This is a genomic window from Pseudomonas sp. BNK-44-b (assembly GCF_047456245.1).
Taxonomy (GTDB): domain Bacteria; phylum Pseudomonadota; class Gammaproteobacteria; order Pseudomonadales; family Pseudomonadaceae; genus Aquipseudomonas; species Aquipseudomonas machongensis.
The window spans coordinates 3,294,472-3,314,209 of record NZ_CP179908.1 but is presented as its reverse complement, the minus strand read 5'-3'; the positions used below and the strand labels follow the sequence as shown (position 1 = coordinate 3,314,209).

The 19,738-nt window shown below is 64.7% G+C and carries 15 protein-coding genes; 8 read left to right on the top strand and 7 right to left on the bottom strand.

The window, feature by feature from the left end; all coding sequences use genetic code 11:
* Nucleotide 1: 1 nt before the first annotated feature.
* From kdpB to ACMGGG_RS15185, 5 genes are all read left to right on the top strand, one after another.
* Nucleotides 2-2,053 (top strand): potassium-transporting ATPase subunit KdpB, encoded by a 2,052-nt coding sequence (kdpB, locus tag ACMGGG_RS15205; RefSeq protein ID WP_414153996.1) that lies wholly within the window; start codon nucleotides 2-4, stop codon nucleotides 2,051-2,053.
* A gap of 13 nt (nucleotides 2,054-2,066) precedes the next feature.
* On the top strand, nucleotides 2,067-2,630 hold the full coding sequence (gene kdpC, locus ACMGGG_RS15200; RefSeq protein WP_414153995.1) for a potassium-transporting ATPase subunit KdpC: 564 nt from the start codon (nucleotides 2,067-2,069) through the stop codon (nucleotides 2,628-2,630).
* Nucleotides 2,631-2,773: 143 nt separating this feature from the next.
* A complete protein-coding gene (locus ACMGGG_RS15195; RefSeq protein ID WP_414153994.1) occupies nucleotides 2,774-5,428 on the top strand; it encodes a DUF4118 domain-containing protein in 2,655 nt (884 codons plus the stop codon).
* Nucleotides 5,425-6,126, top strand: a complete 702-nt coding sequence (locus ACMGGG_RS15190) for a response regulator (protein WP_125929392.1) — start codon at nucleotides 5,425-5,427, stop codon at nucleotides 6,124-6,126. Before ACMGGG_RS15195 ends, ACMGGG_RS15190 begins: the two co-directional genes overlap by 4 nt.
* Before the next feature lie 139 nt (nucleotides 6,127-6,265).
* Entirely contained in the window at nucleotides 6,266-7,618 is a 1,353-nt protein-coding gene (locus ACMGGG_RS15185; protein WP_414153993.1) for a spinster family MFS transporter, read from the top strand.
* 95 nt (nucleotides 7,619-7,713) lie between these two features.
* Here ACMGGG_RS15185 and ACMGGG_RS15180 read toward each other — a convergent pair whose 3' ends face one another.
* The 7 genes from ACMGGG_RS15180 to gloB form a co-directional block, all read right to left on the bottom strand.
* Nucleotides 7,714-9,321 (bottom strand): ABC transporter ATP-binding protein, encoded by a 1,608-nt coding sequence (locus ACMGGG_RS15180; protein ID WP_372822388.1) that lies wholly within the window; start codon nucleotides 9,319-9,321, stop codon nucleotides 7,714-7,716.
* Between the two features lies 1 nt (nucleotide 9,322).
* On the bottom strand, nucleotides 9,323-10,342 hold the full coding sequence (locus tag ACMGGG_RS15175; RefSeq protein WP_054894349.1) for an ABC transporter permease: 1,020 nt from the start codon (nucleotides 10,340-10,342) through the stop codon (nucleotides 9,323-9,325).
* A gap of 1 nt (nucleotide 10,343) precedes the next feature.
* Nucleotides 10,344-11,417, bottom strand: a complete 1,074-nt coding sequence (locus ACMGGG_RS15170) for a microcin C ABC transporter permease YejB (RefSeq protein ID WP_054894348.1) — start codon at nucleotides 11,415-11,417, stop codon at nucleotides 10,344-10,346.
* Nucleotide 11,418: 1 nt separating this feature from the next.
* The gene (locus ACMGGG_RS15165; protein WP_414153992.1) at nucleotides 11,419-13,260 is read right to left on the bottom strand and encodes an extracellular solute-binding protein; all 1,842 of its coding nucleotides are present in this window, start codon (nucleotides 13,258-13,260) and stop codon (nucleotides 11,419-11,421) included.
* Nucleotides 13,257-15,086: an extracellular solute-binding protein gene (locus ACMGGG_RS15160; RefSeq protein ID WP_151925665.1), complete on the bottom strand. Its 1,830-nt coding sequence runs from the start codon at nucleotides 15,084-15,086 to the stop codon at nucleotides 13,257-13,259. The genes ACMGGG_RS15165 and ACMGGG_RS15160 overlap by 4 nt, the downstream gene beginning before the upstream one ends.
* A gap of 171 nt (nucleotides 15,087-15,257) precedes the next feature.
* Nucleotides 15,258-16,691, bottom strand: coding sequence for a lytic transglycosylase domain-containing protein (locus tag ACMGGG_RS15155; RefSeq protein WP_054894346.1), 1,434 nt, complete (start codon nucleotides 16,689-16,691; stop codon nucleotides 15,258-15,260).
* A 100-nt stretch (nucleotides 16,692-16,791) separates the two neighbouring features.
* Nucleotides 16,792-17,571 (bottom strand): hydroxyacylglutathione hydrolase, encoded by a 780-nt coding sequence (gene gloB / locus ACMGGG_RS15150; RefSeq protein ID WP_063545564.1) that lies wholly within the window; start codon nucleotides 17,569-17,571, stop codon nucleotides 16,792-16,794.
* Between the two features lie 86 nt (nucleotides 17,572-17,657).
* On the opposite strand from gloB, the gene ACMGGG_RS15145 reads away from it, so the two are divergent.
* The 3 genes from ACMGGG_RS15145 to dnaQ all read left to right on the top strand — a co-directional run bounded on the left by ACMGGG_RS15145 (nucleotide 17,658) and on the right by dnaQ (nucleotide 19,734).
* Nucleotides 17,658-18,416: a hypothetical protein gene (locus ACMGGG_RS15145; RefSeq protein ID WP_054894344.1), complete on the top strand. Its 759-nt coding sequence runs from the start codon at nucleotides 17,658-17,660 to the stop codon at nucleotides 18,414-18,416.
* A gap of 46 nt (nucleotides 18,417-18,462) precedes the next feature.
* Entirely contained in the window at nucleotides 18,463-18,909 is a 447-nt protein-coding gene (gene rnhA, locus ACMGGG_RS15140) for a ribonuclease HI (RefSeq protein ID WP_054894343.1), read from the top strand.
* Nucleotides 18,910-18,981: 72 nt separating this feature from the next.
* Nucleotides 18,982-19,734 carry a DNA polymerase III subunit epsilon gene (gene dnaQ / locus ACMGGG_RS15135; protein WP_256093694.1) on the top strand — a complete coding sequence of 251 codons (753 nt, stop codon included), beginning with the start codon at nucleotides 18,982-18,984 and terminating at the stop codon, nucleotides 19,732-19,734.
* The last annotated feature ends 4 nt before the right edge of the window (nucleotides 19,735-19,738 follow it).

Sequence of the window (19,738 nt, the reverse complement as noted above, 5' to 3'; positions counted from 1 at the left end):
CATGAACATGCCCATTTCTGAAGTGAAAGCTACCCGCGCCGTCGACCAGACCCGCTTCGCCGCGCTCTGGCGCCCGGCCCTGGTGCAGGCCTTCGTCAAGCTCGATCCGCGCCAGCTCAAGCGCTCGCCGGTGATGCTGGTGGTCGCCCTGACGGCTGTGCTGACCACGGTCCTGTGCCTGGTGCCCGGCAGCGGTGTGAGCACCGGCGTGGCGGTGCAGATCGCCCTGTGGCTGTGGTTCACCGTACTCTTTGCCAATTTTGCCGAAGCCTTGGCGGAAGGCCGGGGCAAGGCCCGTGCCGATAGCCTCAAGGCCGGCAGCCAGGGCCTGACCGCTCAGCGCCGTCTGGCCAATGGCAGCTTCGAAACCGTCGCTGCCACCGCATTGCGCAAGGACGATGTGGTGCGCGTGGTGGCCGGTGAGCTGATCCCGGGTGATGGCGAGGTGCTCGAAGGCATCGCCGCCGTCAACGAGGCGGCGATCACCGGCGAGTCTGCGCCGGTGATCCGCGAATCCGGTGGTGATCGTTCGGCCGTGACCGGCAATACCCGGCTGGTTTCCGACTGGTTGCTGATACGCATCACCAGCAACCCCGGTGAGTCGACCCTGGACCGCATGATCGCCCTGGTCGAAGGCGCCAAGCGCCAGAAGACCCCCAACGAGATTGCCCTGGATATCCTGCTGATCGGCCTGACCCTGATTTTCCTGATCGTGGTGGTGACCTTGCAGCCGTTCGCCCATTTCGTGGGCGGCAGCCTGCCGCTGATCTTCCTCGCCGCGTTACTGGTGACGCTGATCCCGACGACCATTGGTGGCCTGCTGTCGGCCATCGGTATCGCAGGTATGGATCGCCTGGTGCGTCTTAACGTCATTGCCCGCTCCGGGCGTGCGGTGGAGGCTGCGGGCGACGTGCACACGTTGATGCTCGACAAGACCGGCACCATCACCTTCGGCAACCGCCGCTGCAGTGCCCTGCACGCCGCGCCCGGTGTTACCGCCAAAGAACTGGGGGAGGGAGCCTTGCTTGCCTCGCTGGCCGACGACACGGCCGAGGGCAAGTCCATCGTCGACTACCTGCGCCAGTTGCACGACTTCGACGAACCGGCTGCCGCGCAGTACAGCGCCATCGCCTTCAGCGCCGAGACGCGCCTTTCGGGTATCGACTTCGGGCAGCGTCACTACCGCAAGGGCGCGGTGGACGCGGTGCTGGCGTTCGTCGGCCTGCAACGCCTGGAAATGCCGGCTTCGCTGGCCCGTGAAGTCGAACGCATCGCCCAGAGCGGCGGCACCCCCTTGCTGGTATGCGTCGACCGCCACCTGCTGGGGGTGATTCACCTCAAGGACGTGGTCAAGCCCGGCATCCGTGAGCGTTTCGCCGAGTTGCGCAAACTGGGTATCCGCACCGTGATGGTGACCGGCGACAACCCGCTGACCGCTGCGGCCATCGCCGCCGAGGCCGGTGTCGATGACGTGCTTGCCGAGGCCACCCCCGAGAAGAAGCTGGCGCGCATTCGCCAGGAGCAGAATGACGGCCGCCTGGTCGCCATGTGCGGTGACGGTGCCAACGATGCCCCGGCCTTGGCCCAGGCGGATGTCGGCATGGCCATGAACGACGGTACCCAGGCGGCGCGCGAGGCGGCCAACATGGTCGACCTGGACAGCGATCCGACCAAGCTGCTGGATGTGGTCCAGGTCGGCAAGGAACTGCTGGTGACCCGTGGTGCACTGACAACGTTCTCCATTGCCAACGACGTGGCCAAGTACTTCGCCATCCTGCCGGCGCTGTTCGCTTCGATCTACCCGCAACTGGGTGTGCTCAACCTGATGCGCCTGAGCAGCCCGCAAAGCGCGATCCTTTCGGCGATCGTCTTCAACGCGCTGATCATCATCGTGCTGATCCCCCTGGCCTTGCGCGGAGTGCGCGTGCAGGCGGCAAGTGCCGCGCACCTGCTGCGGCGCAACCTGCTGATCTACGGCGTAGGCGGCATTCTGGTGCCGTTCGCCGGGATCAAGCTGATCGACATGCTGCTCACTGCACTGCACCTGGTCTGAAGGAGAGACGAACATGAGCACCTACGTACGCCCGGCCGTGAGCCTGGTCCTGCTGATGACCCTGGTCACCGGCGCGTTGTACCCGCTGGCGGTGACCGGTATCGCCCAGGTCGCCTTCCCCGAACAGGCCAATGGCAGCCTGGTGCGCGATGAGCAGGGGCAGGTTCGCGGCTCGGCGTTGATCGCCCAGGATTTCAAGGGCGACGGCTGGTTCCAGTCGCGCCCTTCGGCCGGCGCCTTCGCGACGGTGTCCAGCAGCGCGAGCAACCTGGCACCGAGCAACCCGGCGCTGGCGGAGCGGGTCAAGAGTGAAGCCGCCGCCCTGTACCAGCCTGAGCTTGGCCCGGTGCCGCAGGCCCTGTTGACCACCTCCGGCAGCGGGCTCGACCCGCAGTTGCCGCCGGAGGCGATCGCCTACCAGTTGCCGCGCGTGGCGGCGGCGCGGCAGATCCCCATCGAGCGCTTGCAAGCGCTGGTGGATGAGGCCACTCTGCGGCCATTGGTCGGCCCGCCGGTGGTCAATGTGTTGGCGTTGAACCAGGCGTTGGAGCGGTTGGCGCCTGTTACAGATCGCTGATAATCGAGACCGTGTCGCGGCCATCGCGGGGCAAGCCCGCTCCCCCAGGTTCACCGGCGCTCACAAGAACGGCGCAGGACCTGTGGCTTGCCCCGTGATGGCCTGCGAAGCTGGCCCCTGGCCCCCTTACCAAAGGATCAAGCATGAGTGATTCCGCCCGCGCCGATGCGCTGTTGGCGAGCCTGCCCCGCAACGGTCGCGGCAGGCTTAAAGTATTTCTGGGCGCAGCTCCCGGCGTGGGCAAGACGTTCGCCATGCTCCAGGCCGCTCATGCCCAGCAGCGCCAGGGGGTAAAGGTGCTGGCGGCGGTGGTGGAGACTCATGGCCGGGCCGAAACCGAGGCGCTGCTCGGTGGCTTGGCGCAGCAGCCCTTGCTGCGCAGCGAGTACCGCGGCGTCATCCTCGAAGAAATGGACCTCGATGGCCTGCTCAAGGCTGCACCACCGCTGGCGCTGGTCGACGAGCTGGCTCATACCAACGCCCCAGGCAGCCGTCACGCCAAGCGCTGGCAGGATGTTCAGGAACTGCTCGCTGCCGGTATCGATGTGTATACCACGGTCAATGTCCAGCACCTGGAAAGCCTCAACGACAAGGTTCGCGACATCACGGGCGTTCAGGTGCGCGAAACCCTGCCCGACTGGGTGCTGCAGGAAGCCTTCGAGCTGGTGCTGATCGACCTGCCGCCACGTGAACTGCTCGAGCGCTTGCGCGAAGGCAAGGTCTACGTGCCTGAGCAGGCACGGGCGGCGATCGATGCGTTCTTCTCCCAAACCAACCTCACCGCCTTGCGCGAACTGGCCATGCAGACCGCTGCAGCCCAGGTCGATGCCGACCTTGCCCATGGCTACCGCCAGCGCGGCGAGCAGGCGCCGACCTTGCGAGGGCGCCTGCTGGTCGGGGTCGATGGCGATGAGCAGGCCGAGCGTCTGGTGCGCCATGCCAGCCGCGTCGCCCAGCGTCGGCATTTGCCGTGGAGCCTGGTGCATGTCGACAACGGCAAGCTGCGTGACGAGGGCGCTCGTCAGCGCCTGCAGGCCGCGCAGCAACTGGCCGAGCGCCTGGGCGGCGAAGTCGTGGTACTCAGGGCCGGGGAGGTGGCGCGCACGCTCATCCAGCATGCGCTGGAACGACGGGCGAGCCTGGTGCTGGTCGGCCAGTCCCGCGACCGCCTGCGCCGCCGCGTGCTCGGTGCGGGCGTCGCCGCGCGCTTGCTGCGCGACAGCCGGGGGTTGGAGATCAACGTGCTCGACCGCGACACTCAACCCGCACCGGCACGTGCGGTGGTCAATCGCGTCTGGGTCTGGCGCCACTATTGGCTGGCGCTGCTGGCGACCGCACTGGCGGCAGGGCTGGCGTGGGCCGTGTCCAGCGTGCTGGCGTTGCCGAACATTTCGCTGGTGTTCCTCGCGGCGGTGCTGCTGGTCGCGGTACGCAGCAGCTTGGGGCCTGCGCTGGCCTGTGCGGCGCTGTCGTTCCTGACCTACGACTTCCTGTTCATCCCGCCGAGCTTTTCGTTCAGCATCCAGCGCGAAGAGGACGTGCTGACCCTGGTGTTCTTCCTGCTCATGGCGGCCCTGACCGGTAACCTCGCCGCTCGCCAGCGCCGTCAGTTGCAGGCGCTGCGCGAAACCCAGGGCGAGACCCGGCAACTGCTCGACCTGTCGCGCCGCCTGACCGTGGCCACGGATCGGCAGGCGGTTTTCAGTGCCGCCGGGCAGCACCTGAACGATTGGCAGGGCATCCAGATCTGTCTGCTCGAGCGCGATGCCGAGGGCTTGTTGCAGGTGGCCAGCGGCGGGCCGCAGGTCTTTACCGACAACGAGCGCGCCGCTGCCGAATGGGCCTGGCAACATGGCCAGGCAGCAGGGCATGGCAGCGATACCTTACCCCATGGTCGCTGGTGGTGGTGGCCGCTGGCGGTCGACGAGACTCCCTTGGCCTTGCTGGGTGTGCAGCCGGCCTCGGGCGAGCCGTTGAGCGCACAGCGCCGTCGCTTGCTGACGGCGCTGGCCGAGCCGCTGGCCCAGGCCCTGGCCCGCGCGCGCCTGGGCGAGCAGCTCGAAGCCGCGCGCCTGCATGGCGAAACCGAGCAGTTGCGCAGCGCCTTGCTTGCCTCGGTGTCCCATGATCTGCGCACCCCGCTGACCGCCATGCGCGGTAGCATCGACAGCTTGCTGGCACTGGGCGATGCGATCCCTCCGGACGATCGCCGTGAACTGCTCGAAGGCACACGCAACGAAGCCGAGCGCCTGGATCGTTACATCCAGAACCTGCTCGACATGACCCGGCTGGGCCATGGCGGCTTGAAGCTTGCGCGTGACTGGGTGTCGCCCGGCGATATCGTTGGCAGCGCTCTGAACCGTCTGCGCGCGGTGCTGGCACCGTTGCGCGTAGACACCGAGGTACCTGCAGAGCTGCCCCTGCTGTTCGTGCATGCAGCGCTGATCGAACAGGCGCTGGTCAACGTACTGGAGAATGCCGCACGTTTCTCGCCGGTCAATGGTCGCCTGGCGCTGCGGGTGGAGGTGCAGGACGAGCGCCTGTGCTTCGCGGTCGCGGATCAGGGCCCGGGCATCCCGGTGGCCGAGCGCGAGAAGATCTTCGACATGTTCTACACCGCTGCCCGCGGTGACCGCGGCGGGCAGGGCACAGGCCTGGGGCTTGCGATCTGCCAGGGCATGATCGGCGCCCATGGCGGCAGCATACTGGTTGGCGAGGGCATCGATGGCCAGGGCACCTGCATCACTCTATGCTTGCCGTTGCCTCTTCAACCCGACAGCGACAGTGAAGCCCCATGAGCCAACCCGCCACCCTTCTGGTCATCGACGACGAACCGCAGATCCGCAAGTTCCTGCGCATCAGCCTCGTGTCCCAGGGCTACAAGGTGATCGAGGCTGCGACCGGCGGCGAAGGCCTGGCTCAGGCGGCGCTGAGCAAGCCTGATCTGGTGGTGCTCGATCTCGGCTTGCCGGATATGGACGGCCAGCAGGTGTTGCGCGAACTGCGCGAGTGGAGCGCCGTGCCGGTGATGGTGCTGTCGGTGCGAGCCAGCGAGGTGCAGAAGGTCGATGCGCTGGATGGCGGTGCCAACGACTACGTGACCAAGCCGTTCGGTATCCAGGAGTTCCTTGCCCGGGTGCGCGCGCTGTTGCGGCACAAACCCCAGGCGGGCTCCGGGCAAGCGGCCAGTGCCAGTTTCGGTGCGCTGGTGGTCGACTTCGCCTATCGCAAGGTCACGCTCGACGGCGTCGAGGTGGCACTGACACGCAAGGAGTACGCGCTGCTGGCGCAACTGGCCGGGCATCCGGGGCGGGTGATCACCCAACAGCAACTGCTCAAGGATATCTGGGGCCCGACCCATGTCGACGACACCCACTACCTGCGCATCGTGGTGGGGCATCTGCGGCACAAGCTGGGCGACGATCCGACCGCTCCGCGGTACATCATCACCGAGGCGGGTGTGGGCTATCGGTTGGTGGCGCCGCCATCGGTCTGAAGGCTGCGGGCGGTCCGTCAGGCTCCAGCCCATCGCGCGATATAAGCCCGGTCAATGGTAGCAGACGTTTCGCACCTTACCCTCTAGATTTCGTCAGGCGTGCTGGAAGCCCTGAATAACGATAACGAGGGACCCGACCATGACCACCGCCCCCCAAGCGTCCAACGCCTGGCGCATCTTGTTCCTGCTGTTTCTGGCCAACCTGTTCAACTTCTTCGACCGCACCATACCCGCGATCATCATCGAACCGATCCGCCTGGAATGGCACCTGAGCGACTTCCAGATCGGCCTGATCGGCACCGCCTTCACCTTGGTATACGCCATCGCTGGCCTGCCGCTAGCGCGCATGGCCGATACCGGCTCGCGGGCCAAGCTGATGGGCTGGGGCCTGGCGGCCTGGAGCGGGCTGACGGCGGTCAACGGCATGGTCGGCAGCTTCTGGAGTTTTCTGCTGGTGCGCATGGGCGTGGGCATCGGTGAAGCCAGCTATGCGCCGGCCGCCAACTCGCTGATCGGCGATCTGTTCCCGGCCGAGCGACGGTCGCGGGCGATGGGCATCTTCATGCTCGGCCTGCCGCTAGGCCTGTTGCTGGCGTTCTTCACCATCGGCGCCATGGTCCAGGCGTTTGGCAGCTGGCGTGCGCCGTTCTTCATCGCTGCGGTACCCGGCCTGGTGTTGGCGCTGTTCATCTTCCTGATCCGCGAACCTGCCCGGGGCGCTGCGGAAACCGTTGCCATCTCCCACGCGCCGATCGATCGCCCGCTGCGTCGGGTGCTGAGCGTGCCCACGTTCGCCTGGCTGGTACTGGCGGGGCTGACCTTCAACTTCGCTTCCTATGCCTGCAACTCGTTCATGGTGCCGATGCTGCAGCGCTACTTCGCCTTGCCCTTGCACGATGCGGCCGTGGCAACGGGGATGATCGTCGGTTTGAGCGGCCTGGTGGGGCTCACGCTAGGGGGCTGGGTGGCCGACAAGGTGCACCAGCGTTTTGCCAATGGACGGCTGATGTTCGCCGCGCTGAGCATGTTGGTGGCCACTCTCGCCACCGCCTGGGCACTGCATGCCGGGCGTATCGAGCTGGGGCTGTTCGTCGCGGTGTTCGGCGTCGGCTGGCTGTTCTCGTACAACTTCTACACCTGCGTGTACACGGCGATTCAGGATGTGGTGCAGCCACGCCTGCGTGCTACCGCCATGGCGCTGTACTTCGCCGGGCTGTACCTGCTCGGCGGCGGCCTGGGGCCGGTGGTGGTCGGCGGGCTGTCGGATCATTTTGCCGTGTCGGCCATGGAGGCGGCGGGACAGCTGGTGATGAGCGAGGCGTTCAAGGCCCAGGGGCTGCATGACGCGATGTACCTGATCCCGGTGGCGCTGCTGCTGACCCTGGTGTTTCTGCTGGCGGCGTCGCGTTGCTTTGTGCGTGATGCGCAGAAGATGCGCGAGGGGATGGTGCTCGAAGGCGAGGCAGTGACTGCCCGCGCCGCCGAAGCCTGAGCGCTAGCCGACTTGAGCCTGCTCACTCCTATCAGGGCTGAGCAGGCTCTTGGGTTTTGAACGCGTTAGTCGCTCTTTGTCATTGCACAAAGGGATCAACTGTTCGCCGTCTCCAGAAACGCCGCCTCCAGCAACTGACGCGTATACGGATGCTGCGGCGCATGGAAGATCTCCTGCGCATCGCCTTGCTCCACCACGTGCCCGTGCTTGATCACCATCAATTGGTGACTCAACGCCTTGACCACCGCCAGGTCATGGCTGATGAACAGGTACGTCAGGTTGTACTTCAACTGCAGGTTGCGCAGCAGCTCCACGACCTGGCGCTGTACGGTGCGGTCCAGCGCCGAGGTCGGTTCGTCCAGCAGGATCAATGCCGGCTTCAAAACCAGTGCCCGGGCGATCGCGATCCGCTGGCGCTGCCCGCCAGAGAACTCGTGCGGATACCGGTGCCGTGTGCGCGGGTCCAGCCCCACTTCCTCCAGCGCCGCAACGATCGCGGCTTCCTGCTCGGCGGGGGTGCCGATCTTGTGAATCCGCAAGCCCTCGCCAACGATATCGGCCACGCACATGCGCGGGCTCAGGCTGCCGAACGGGTCCTGGAACACCACCTGCATTTCGCGGCGCAGCGGCCGCACTTCCTGCTGCTTCAGTCCTTCCAGCGACTGCCCGTGGAAGCGAATCCCACCCTGGCTTGCGATCAAGCGCAGGATCGCCAGCCCCAATGTCGATTTGCCCGATCCGCTCTCACCAACGATCCCCAGGGTTTGCCCCTGCGGGAGGCTGAAATTGATCCCGTCGACGGCTTTCACATGATCGACAGTGCGGCGCAGCAGGCCCTTCTTGATCGGGAACCACACCTTCAGGTCGTTGACTTCCAGCAGCGGTTTGCCGATCGCGTTCGCCGCCGGGCCACCGCTGGGTTCGGCATTGATCAGCATCTGCGTATAGGGGTGCTGCGGGGCCTTGAACAGTGTCTCGCAGTCGGCCTGTTCGACGATCTTGCCGCACTGCATCACACACACGCGGTGGGCGATACGCCGCACCAGGTTGAGGTCGTGGCTGATCAGCAGCAGCGCCATGCCCAGGCGCGCCTGCAGGGACTTGAGCAAATCGAGAATCTTGAGCTGCACGGTGACGTCGAGCGCGGTGGTGGGCTCGTCGGCGATCAGCAGTTCGGGTTCGTTGGCCAGGGCCATGGCGATCATCACGCGCTGGCGCTGGCCGCCGGAAAGCTCATGGGGCAGGGCCTTGAGGCGCTTCTTCGGGTCGGGGATGCCCACCAGTTCGAGCAGCTCCAGGGTGCGCGCGGTGGCCTGCTTGCCGGTGAGGCCTTTGTGCAGCAGGAGGATCTCGTTGATCTGCTTCTCGATGCAATGCAGCGGGTTCAACGAGGTCATCGGCTCCTGGAAAATCATCGCGATGCGATTGCCGCGGATGCGCTGCATGGGCTTCTCGCCCAGGTGCAGGAGGTCCTTGCCGTCGTAGTGGATGGTGCCGCTGGGGTGGCGTGCAAGCGGGTAGGGCAGCAGGCGCAGGATCGAGTGGGCGGTGACCGATTTTCCCGAGCCGCTCTCACCGACCAGGGCGAGGGTCTCGCCCTTGCGGATGTCGAAACTGATGCCATCGACCACGCGGTTGACCTGCTCGCCGGTGACGAACTCCACCGCCAGGTCGCGCACTTCGATCAGGGTGTCTTGGCTCATGTCATTTCCTCGGGTCGAAGGCATCGCGGGCGGATTCGCCGATGAACACCAGCAGGCTCAGCATGACGGCCAGCACGGCGAAGGCGCTGATGCCCAGCCACGGCGCCTGCAGGTTGGACTTGCCCTGGGCGACCAGTTCGCCCAGCGACGGCGAGCCGGCGGGCAAGCCGAAGCCGAGGAAGTCGAGGGCGGTGAGGGTGCCGATGGCGCCGGTGAGGATGAATGGCATGAAGGTCATGGTCGAGATCATGGCGTTGGGCAGGATGTGGCGGAACATGATCGGGCCGTTGCGCATACCCAGGGCGCGGGCGGCGCGCACGTACTCGAGGTTGCGTCCGCGCAGGAACTCGGCGCGCACGACATCCACCAGGCTCATCCATGAGAACAGCAGCATGATGCCGAGCAACCACCAGAAGTTGGGCTGCACGAAGCTTGCGAGGATGATCAACAGGTAGAGCACCGGCAGGCCCGACCAGATTTCCAGGAAACGCTGGCCAGCCAGGTCCACCCAGCCGCCATAGAAGCCTTGTAGGGCGCCGGCGATGACGCCGACGATGGAGCTGGCGATGGTCAGCGTCAGGGCGAACAGCACCGAGACGCGGAATCCGTAGATCACCCGGGCGAGCACGTCGCGCCCCTGGTCGTCGGTGCCGAGCAGGTTGTCGGCCGAAGGCGGCGCGGGGGCAGGGACCTTCAGGTCGTAGTTGATGCTCTGGTAGCTGAACGGGATCGGCGCCCACAGCACGAAGCTGTCCTTTTTTTCCAGCAGTTCGCGGATATAGGGGCTCTTGTAGTTGGCTTCCAGCGGGAATTCGCCGCCGAAGGTGGTTTCCGGGTAGCGCTTGAACGCCGGGAAGTACCACTCGCCGTCGTAGCGCACGGCGATGGGCTTGTCGTTGGCGATCAGCTCGGCACCCAGGCTCAGGCCGAACAGGATGAGGAACAGCCACAGCGACCACCAGCCGCGACGGTTGGCCTTGAAGCGCTCGAAGCGCCGGCGGTTCAGGGGAGAGAGGGCCATGTCAGTGCTCCCGGCTGGCGAAGTCGATGCGCGGATCGACCAGGGTGTAGGTGAGGTCGCCGATCAGTTTCACCACCAGCCCCAGCAGGGTGAAGATGAACAGGGTGCCGAACACCACCGGGTAGTCGCGGTTGATGGCCGCTTCGAAACTCATCAGGCCCAGGCCGTCGAGAGAGAAAATCACCTCGATCAGCAGGGAGCCGGTGAAGAAGATACCGATGAACGCCGACGGAAAGCCTGCGATCACCAGCAGCATGGCGTTGCGGAATACATGGCCGTAGAGCACGCGGTTGCGGCTCAGGCCCTTGGCCTTGGCGGTGATCACGTACTGCTTGTTGATCTCGTCGAGGAAGCTGTTCTTGGTCAGCAGGGTCATGGTGGCGAAGTTGCCGATCACCAGCGCGGTGATCGGCAGCACCAGGTGCCAGAAGTAGTCCATCACCTTGCCGGTGGTGGACAGCTCGTCGAAGTTGTTCGAGGTCAGGCCCCGGAGCGGGAACCAGTCGAAATAGCTGCCACCGGCGAACAGCACGATCAGCAGGATGGCGAAGAGGAACGCGGGGATGGCGTAGCCGACGATGATCGCCGAGCTGGTCCAGACGTCGAAGTGGCTGCCATGGCGCACCGCCTTGGCAATCCCTAGCGGGATCGACACCAGGTACATGATCAGTGTGCTCCACAACCCCAGCGAGATCGACACGGGCATCTTCTCGGCGATCAGGTCGATGACCTTGGCATCGCGGAAGAAGCTGTCGCCGAAGTCGAGCTGGGCGTAGTTCTTGACCATGATCCACAACCGCTCCGGGGCTGACTTGTCGAAGCCGTACATGCGTTCGATTTCAGCGACCAGCGCCGGGTCCAGGCCTTGGGCGCCGCGGTAGTTGGAGCCGGCTACCGATACTTCGGCACCACCGCCGGCGATGCGGCTGGTGGCGCCATCGAAGCCTTCGAGCTTGGCGATCATCTGCTCGACCGGGCCACCGGGGGCGGCCTGGACGATGATGAAGTTGATGATGAGGATGCCGAACAGGGTCGGGATGATCAGCAGCAGGCGGCGCAGAATGTAGGCAAGCATGTCAGTTCGCCTCGTCCACGAGTGGCACGCGCGCTTCGCTGACGGCCGGGGTCACGTCAGGCTTGATCCACCAGGTGTCGATGCCGATATCGTATTTGGGTGACACCTTTGGATGGCCAAGGTGGTTCCAGTAGGCGACCCGCCAGGTCTTGATGTGCCAGTTGGGGATGACGTAGTAGCCCCACAGCAGCACACGGTCCAGCGCGCGGGTGTGGGCGACCAGGCTCTGGCGCGAGTCGGCATTGATCAGGTCTTCGACCAGTTGGTCGATGGCCGGGTCGCGCAGGCCGATGGTGTTGCGGCTGCCCGAGCGGTCGGCGGCGGCGCTGGTCCAGTACTCACGCTGTTCGTTGCCCGGCGAGTTGGATTGCGGGAAGCCGCCGACGATCATGTCGAAGTCGCGCGAGCGCAGGCGCGTGATGTATTGCGAGACGTCGACGCGGCGGATGGTCAGGTCGATGCCCAGGTCGGCGAGGTTGCGCTTGAACGGCAGCAGGATGCGTTCGAACTCGGTCTGTGCCAGGAGAAACTCGATCGACACCGGCTTGCCCTGGGCGTCGACCATCTTGTCGTTCTCGATCTTCCAACCGGCGTCCATCAGCAACTGGTAAGCCTTGCGTTGCTGCTCGCGAATCATGCCGCTGCCGTCGGTGACGGGATTGTGGAACGCCTCGCTGAAGACCTGCTCGGGGATCTTGCCGCGCAGCGGCTCGAGAATTTTCAACTCGTCGGCGGAGGGGAGGCCCGTAGCGGCCATCTCGGAGTTTTCGAAGTAGCTGCCGGTGCGGGTATAGGCACCGTTGAACAGCTGCTTGTTGGTCCATTCGTAATCGAGCAGGAGGCTCAGGGCCTGGCGCACGCGGATGTCCTGGAACACGGGCTTGCGCAGGTTGAAGATGAAGCCCTGCATGCCGACCGGATTGCCGTTGGGCAACTCTTCCTTGATCAGACGCCCGTCGCGCACCGCAGGGACGTTGTAGGCGGTGGCCCAGTTCTTCGCGCTGACTTCCAGGGCATAGTCGAACTGCCCGGCCTTGAGCGCCTCGAGGGCGACGGCAGTGTCGCGGTAGGAGTCGAAGGTCATGGCGTCGAAGTTGAACATGCCGCGGTTGATCGGCAGGTCCTTGGCCCAGTAGTCCTTGACCCGCTCGTAACGGATCGAGCGTCCGGCCTTGGCCTCGGCGACCTTGTACGGGCCGCTGCCCAGCGGGATCTCTAGGTTGCCGCGGGTGAAGTCGCGAGTCTCGTACCAATGCTTGGGCAGCACTGGCAACTGGCCCAGGATCAGTGGCAGTTCGCGGTTGTTGCTGTGCTTGAACTTGAACAAGACGCGCAGCGGGTCCTCGACGATCACCTCGGAGACATCACCGTAGTACTGGCGGTACAACGGCGCGCCCTGCTGGGTGAGGGCGTTGAAGCTGAACACGACGTCTTCGGCGCGGATGGGGTGGCCGTCATGGAAGCGTGCTTCAGGTCGCAGGTAGAAGCGTACCCAGCTGTTGTCAGGGGCCTTTTCGATCTTGCCGGCGACTAGCCCGTACTCGGTGAAGGGCTCGTCCAGGCTCTGGCGCATCAGGGTGTCGTAGATGATGCTGATGTTGTCGGCCGATACGCCCTTGTTGATGAAGGGGTTGAGGCTGTCGAAACCGCCGAAGCTGGACTGGCGGAAGGTCCCGCCCTTGGGGGCATCGGGATTGACGTAGTCGAAATGCTTGAAGTCGGCGGGGTACTTGGGCGGTTCGTCGTAGAGCGTCAGGGCGTGTTGCGGGGCGGCCAGCGCGGGTAGGCTCAGGCAGGCGAGCAACAGGCTGCAGGCCAGGCGCAGGCGAGGCGTCGGCATCATTTGGCTTTCTCCGAAGTCTTGAGCCACCAGCTGTTCAGGCCCAGGGTGTAGGGCGGCGTGGTGACGAAGGCGAACCGGTTGCGGTAGGCCAGGCGATGGTTGTCCAGGTACCAGTTGGGAATCATGTAGTAGTGCCACGACAGCACCCGGTCCAGTGCGCGCGCAGCGGCGACCTGATCGTCGCGGGTGCGGGCGGCCATGAGCGTGTCGAGCAGGTGATCGACCACAGGGTCCTTGATGCCCGCGTAGTTCTTGCTGCCCTTGACGGTGGCCTGGCTCGAGTGGAAGTACTGCCACTGCTCGAGGCCGGGGCTGAGTGTCTGGTTCAGGGTCATCAGGATCATGTCGAAGTCGAATTGGTCCAGCCGTTGTTTGTACTGGGCTCGGTCTACCGTGCGCAAGCGCGCGTCGATGCCGATGCTGGACAGATTTTCGACATAAGGTTGCAGGATGCGTTCCAGATTAGGGTTTACCAGCAGCAACTCCAGGCGCAACTGGCGGCCTTTGGTGTCGACCAGGCGCTGGCCGTCGAGCTTCCAGCCGGCTTCGCCGAGCAGGCCCAGGGCCGTGCGCAAGGTCTGGCGGTCGATGCCGCGCCCGTCGGTCTGGCTGACCTGGTAGGGCTCGGTGAAGAGCTTGGCGGGTAACTGTTCGCGAAACGGTGAGAGCAGCAGCCATTCCTTGCCGGTGGGTAGCCCGCTGGCGGTGAATTCACTGTTGGGGTAGTAACTGGTCGAGCGACGGTAGGCACTGCTGAACAGGGCACGGTTGGTCCACTCGAAATCGAGCATCAGCCCCAGCGCCTGGCGTACCTTCGGGTCGGCGAAGGCGTCGCGGCGGGTGTTCATGAACAGACCCTGGGTCTGGGTCGGGATCCGGTGCGGGATCTGTGCCTTGATCACATCGCCACGGCGGATCGCCGGGAAGTTGTAGCCGTTGGCCCAGTTCTTGGCCTGGTGTTCGATGTAGATGTCGAACTCGCCAGCCTTGAACGCTTCGAAGGCCACGGTCGCGTCACGATAGAACTCGAACTCCACGCGGTTGAAGTTGTACTTGCCGCGGTTGACCGGCAAATCCTTGCCCCAGTAGTTCTTCACCCGGCTGAACACCAGTCGCCGACCGGGCTGCACCTCGGTGATGCGGTACGGACCGCTGCCCAGCGGAGGCTCGAAGGTGGTGGCCTTGAAGTCTCGATCTTGCCAGTAGTGCTTCGGCAGCACTGGCATTTCGCCCAAGCGCAGGATCAGCAGCGGGTTGCCGGCGCGCTTGAAGACGAAGCGGATACGCAACGGCCCCAGGATGTCGACGCGCTGCACTTCCTGCAGGTTGGTGCGGTACAGCGGATGGCCTTCCTTGAGCAGGGTGCGGTAGGAGAACGCCACGTCGGCCGAGGTGATGGGGTGCCCGTCATGGAAACGCGCCTCGGGACGCAGGTTGAACACCACCCAACTGCGGTCTTCGCTGTACTCCACCGAGCGGGCGATCAGGCCGTAGCTGGAGGTCGGTTCGTCGCCGGAAGGGTCGTATTGGCCGGTGCCGACCATCAAGGTCTCGTTCAGCTCGTTGACGCCGTACTGCTGGAAATTCGGCGTCGAAACGGGGCTGGTCCCCTTGAAGGTGTAGGGGTTGAGCGTGTCGAAGGTACCGAATGCCATGGCCCGCAAGGTTCCGCCTTTAGGCGCCTGCGGATTGACCCAGTCGAAATGGGTGAACGTGGCCGGGTACTTGAGCGTGCCGAACTGCGCATACCCGTGGCTTTCGGTCACGGTCGCGACTGCGGGGAAGCTCAAGGCCAGGCTCAGTGACAGGAGGAGGGGTCTTATCAAGTCTGGAATCCGGTCAAGGCGGCGTTGGGCTTGGTCCGGCGTACAGTAACAGCTTGTCTGGAATGGAAAAAGGGTATGGCGGGGGCTGTTGTGGGAGCGGGCTTGCCCGCGAAAAGTGCACCGCGGTGCATGGCGCCGGCTCGCCGTCCTGACAAGCCCGCGCCTACGCAGTCAGCGCGTCAGGTAGACGGTGAGGGTCTGGCCGGGCTTGAGTGCCTGGCCGCTGCGCGGGTTCCAGCGCTTGAGGTGTTTCATCTCGACGTTGAACCGTTTGGCCACCAGATAGTACGAGTCGCCCTTGCGTACCTTGTACTGGGTGGAGCGCTGCTTGGCTGCCGCGACGCGGTTGGCTGAGGCGCTTGGCGCGTTACCGCCACGCAGGGCCAGAACCTGGCCGACTTTCAGGTTGCTGCCCGACAAGCGATTCCAGCGCTGGATGTCCTTGACCGACACACGGTTGGCCTTGGCGATGGCGCCCAGGTTGTCGCCGCGCTTGACTCGGTAACTGCTGGTTGCGGCCGGTGCCTTGGCCTCGGCGAGGGCGGCCTGGAACACGGCCTTGTTCGGTTGCAGGCTGACCAGTTGCTCAGGCTTGAGGTTGGACAGGCTGCTGGTCAGCAGTTGCGCCTTGGCGGTGGGCACCAGCAGTTGCTGCGGGCCATCGACCGTCATGCGTTTCTTGAACGCGGGGTTGAGCTGGATCAGTTCGTCTTCGTCGATATTGGCGAAGGCGGCGACGCGGGTCAGGTCGAGGCGCTCGTTGATGGCGACGGCTTCGAAGTAGGGCTCGTTGGCGATGGGGCTGAGGTTGACGCCATAGGCCTGTGGTGTCAGGACCACCTGCGACAGCGCCAGCAGCTTGGGCACGTAGTCGCGGGTCTCCTGAGGCAGCGGCAGGTTCCAGTAGTCGGTGGGCAGGCCGAGGCGCTCGTTGCGTTCGATCGCCCGGCTGACAGTGCCTTCACCAGCGTTGTAGGCGGCCAGGGCCAGCAGCCAGTCGCCATTGAACATGTCGTGCAGGCGGGTCAGGTAGTCCAGCGCGGCGTTGGTGGAAGCGGTGATGTCGCGACGACCGTCGTAGAAGTTGGTCTGGCGCAGGTTGAAGTGGCGCCCGGTGGACGGGATGAATTGCCACATGCCTGCCGCGTGGGCGCGGGAGTAGGCCATCGGGTTGTAGGCGCTTTCGATGGCCGGCAGCAGCGCCAGCTCAAGAGGCATGTCGCGTTCTTCGAGGCGCTCGACGATGTAGTGCAGGTAGAGGCTGCCACGCTCGCCGGCGTTCTCGAGGAAGCTCGGGTTGCTGGCGAACCACAGGCGCTGTTGCTCGATACGCGGGTTGACGTCGATGCTGTCTTGCAGGGCGAAGCCCTGGCGCATGCGCTCCCAGACATCCTCGGGCGCTTTTTGCTCGGCCGGCTTGATCATCAGCGGCGCTGGTTTGTGCTTGATCCGGGCCTGGTAGTTGTGTGCGCGAACGCTGTCGGATTCGTCGACCTGACGGGTGCTCTGGCAGCCCACGAGGGTGGCGGCCAAAGCGAGTGCGCTGACCTGGGCCAGGCGCGTCAGGGCGGCGGAATGAGCGGTGCGGCGGCTACGGGAAGACATCGGCGGACACGGTTTTCCGGGCAAAAAATTTCGGCGATTCTAGAAACCGCATCCAGTCGGGTCAACCTTGGATGTCATCCTGCGATATATCGTGAGGTTATCAGAAGCCGTCTTTCCAAGACCTCAAGGCAGCAAAAACAGCGGGTTGGGATTCGTTTGAATGTCCCTTCCATTCGTCTGCTTTTTGTTTAACGGATGTTTCAGTTGTGCGAAGAAACGGATTGGTCAAACGCTCCAGGCCGATGGTCGAGGGCAGGGTGATGCGATTGTCGGCGCGCAGGCGGGTAACCGCTTCGAAGCGTTGGATAACATGCGGGTTATCCGGCTCCACAGCCTTGGCAAAGCGAAGGTTGCTCAGGGTGTATTCGTGGGCGCAGTAGACGGCGGTGGCCTCGGGTAGCGCGGCCAGGCGCTGCAGGGCCGGTTGCATCTGTTCGGGTGTGCCTTCGAACATTCGCCCGCAACCGGCGGCGAACAGGGTGTCGCCGCTGAACAGCAGCGGGGTCGGTGTTTTTGCACTGTAATAAGCAATATGGCCGAGGGTGTGGCCAGGTACGGCAAGCACCTCGAAGGTCACGCCCAGCGCCGTCACGGTGTCGCCGTCGTCCAGCGCCACGTCGCGGCTCGGAATGCGTTCGTTGGCCGGGCCGTAGACCTTGGCACCGGTCGCCTGCTTGAGTTGTTCCACACCGCCGACATGGTCGTTGTGGTGGTGGGTGATGAGGATGTCGGTGAGCGTCCAGTCGGTGTGTGCCTGCAGCCACTGCAGCACCGGTTTGGCGTCGCCGGGGTCGACCACCGCGCACTGGCGTTTGGCAGTATCCTGTAACAACCAGATGTAGTTGTCGGAGAAAGCGGGAAGGGCATCGATCTGTATCATGGCGCGGATCCGAATCATCTGGCGTGGGACATGAAGGCATCTTAGCTGCGATGGCGTGGCTGAAGAAACCTTCGAGGGAGAATGCAATGACCGACCAAGCCTTTGCCCAGGCCGACCCCGAGTGGGTGGAGCTGATCAGCCTGGCCCGCGACTGGTTCGCCGGGCCCATCGGGCAACTGATGCTCAAGGAGGAAGAAAAACTGCTCGAGGATGAGCTGGGCCGCTTCTTCGGCGGTTTTCTCGTGCACTATGGGCCGAGCGCCGATACACCGCCCAGCGCGCCGCAGGTGCAACGCACGGTGCGCCTCGGCGCGCCATTGCCGGGTGTGGAGATCGTCTGCGAGGAACAGGCCTGGCCGTTGTCCGAGCATGCGGCTGATGTGGTGGTGCTGCAGCATGGCCTGGATTTCAGCCTCTCGCCCCACGGTCTGTTGCGCCAGGCTGCCAGCGCGGTGCGCCCGGGCGGGCACCTGCTGATCGTTGGCATCAACCCCTGGAGTGCCTGGGGGGCACGGCACTTTTTCGGCCGCGGGGCGCTGCGCAAGGCGCGCTGCATCTCGCCGTCGCGGGTCGGCGACTGGCTCAACCTGCTGGGCTTCGCGCTGGAGAAACGCCGCTTCGGGTGCTATCGTCCGCCGCTTTCCTCCCCGGTCTGGCAACAACGCCTGGCGGGGTGGGAGCGGATGGCCGGGGGATGGCAGACCGCGGGCGGGGGTGTTTACCTGCTGGTGGCGCGCAAGATGGTGGTTGGCCTGCGACCGCTGCCCATGGAGCGCCGCGAGCCGATGGGCAAGCTGTTGCCCCTGCCGCTGGCCAAGGTCAATCGTCGTCACAGCGAGCCCTGACCGCGCCGTCCATGGTCGATAACCTGCAAGCGAACGAAGGCGGTACATGAGCGATAGCGTCGAGATCTACACCGATGGTGCCTGCAAGGGCAATCCTGGCCTGGGTGGCTGGGGCGCCCTGATCGTCTACAAGGGCGTCGAGAAGGAGCTGTGGGGCGGCGAGCGCGACACCACCAACAACCGCATGGAACTCATGGCTGCGATCTGCGCGCTGATGGCGCTCAAGCGCGAATGCGAAGTGGTGCTGACCACCGACTCGCAGTATGTGATGAAGGGCATCACCGAGTGGATGGCCAACTGGAAGAAACGCGGCTGGAAGACCGCTGCCAAAGAGCCGGTGAAGAATGCCGACCTCTGGCAGTTGCTCGATGAACAGGTCAACCGGCACAAGGTGACCTGGAAGTGGGTGCGAGGACATATCGGCCATCCGGGTAACGAGCGGGCCGACATGCTGGCCAACCGCGGGGTGGATGAGCTTCGCGCCAAGCGTTGAGGCACCTGCAAAGCCAGTGGCCGGTTTGATGTATACTCGCCCCCTTTCCCAGAAGTCGCTTGGAGCCCCCGCGTGGAGCAGCAGAACACCCGACTGATCGTCCTCGATACCGAAACCACTGGTATGCCGGTCAGCGAAGGCCACCGGATCATCGAGATCGGTTGCGTCGAGGTCATCGGCCGGCGCCTGACCGGGCGCAACTTCCACGTCTACCTGCAGCCAGACCGCGAGAGTGACGAGGGCGCCATTGGCGTTCACGGCATCACCGACGCGTTCCTGGTCGGCAAGCCGCGTTTCGCCGATGTGGCCGAAGAGTTCTTCGAGTACATCCAGGGCGCGCAACTGGTCATCCACAACGCGGCGTTCGACGTTGGCTTCATCAACAACGAATTCGCCTTGATGGGCCGCCAGGACCGCGCCGACATCTCCCAGCACTGCACCATCCTCGACACCCTGATGATGGCGCGCTCGCGCCATCCGGGCCAGCGCAACAGCCTCGATGCGTTGTGCAAGCGCTATGGCATCGACAACTCTGGCCGCGACCTGCACGGGGCGCTGCTTGACTCGGAACTGCTTGCCGACGTCTATCTGGCGATGACCGGTGGCCAGACCAGCCTGTCGCTGGCCGGCCAGGGCGCTGAAGACAACGAAGGGCAGGGCGGCAATGGTAGCGAGATTCGTCGTATCGTCGGGCGTCAGCCGGGGCGGGTGATCATGGCCAGCGAAGAGGAGCTCGAGGCACATGCCGAGCGTCTGGCGGCGATCGCCAAGTCGGCGGGGGCACCGGCAATGTGGCAGGCACTGACCGAAACGCCAGCAGGCTGACACC

Coding starts and splice junctions, on each gene's coding strand:
- ACMGGG_RS15180 (WP_372822388.1), bottom strand. CDS start 9,321: ATGAGCCAAGACACCCTGATCGAAGTGCGCGACCTGGCGGTGGAGTTC.
- kdpB (WP_414153996.1), top strand. CDS start 2: ATGAACATGCCCATTTCTGAAGTGAAAGCTACCCGCGCCGTCGACCAG.
- ACMGGG_RS15170 (WP_054894348.1), bottom strand. CDS start 11,417: ATGCTTGCCTACATTCTGCGCCGCCTGCTGCTGATCATCCCGACCCTG.
- ACMGGG_RS15175 (WP_054894349.1), bottom strand. CDS start 10,342: ATGGCCCTCTCTCCCCTGAACCGCCGGCGCTTCGAGCGCTTCAAGGCC.
- ACMGGG_RS15155 (WP_054894346.1), bottom strand. CDS start 16,691: ATGTCTTCCCGTAGCCGCCGCACCGCTCATTCCGCCGCCCTGACGCGC.
- ACMGGG_RS15195 (WP_414153994.1), top strand. CDS start 2,774: ATGAGTGATTCCGCCCGCGCCGATGCGCTGTTGGCGAGCCTGCCCCGC.
- ACMGGG_RS15190 (WP_125929392.1), top strand. CDS start 5,425: ATGAGCCAACCCGCCACCCTTCTGGTCATCGACGACGAACCGCAGATC.
- ACMGGG_RS15145 (WP_054894344.1), top strand. CDS start 17,658: ATGACCGACCAAGCCTTTGCCCAGGCCGACCCCGAGTGGGTGGAGCTG.
- kdpC (WP_414153995.1), top strand. CDS start 2,067: ATGAGCACCTACGTACGCCCGGCCGTGAGCCTGGTCCTGCTGATGACC.
- gloB (WP_063545564.1), bottom strand. CDS start 17,571: ATGATACAGATCGATGCCCTTCCCGCTTTCTCCGACAACTACATCTGG.
- ACMGGG_RS15185 (WP_414153993.1), top strand. CDS start 6,266: ATGACCACCGCCCCCCAAGCGTCCAACGCCTGGCGCATCTTGTTCCTG.
- rnhA (WP_054894343.1), top strand. CDS start 18,463: ATGAGCGATAGCGTCGAGATCTACACCGATGGTGCCTGCAAGGGCAAT.
- ACMGGG_RS15165 (WP_414153992.1), bottom strand. CDS start 13,260: ATGATGCCGACGCCTCGCCTGCGCCTGGCCTGCAGCCTGTTGCTCGCC.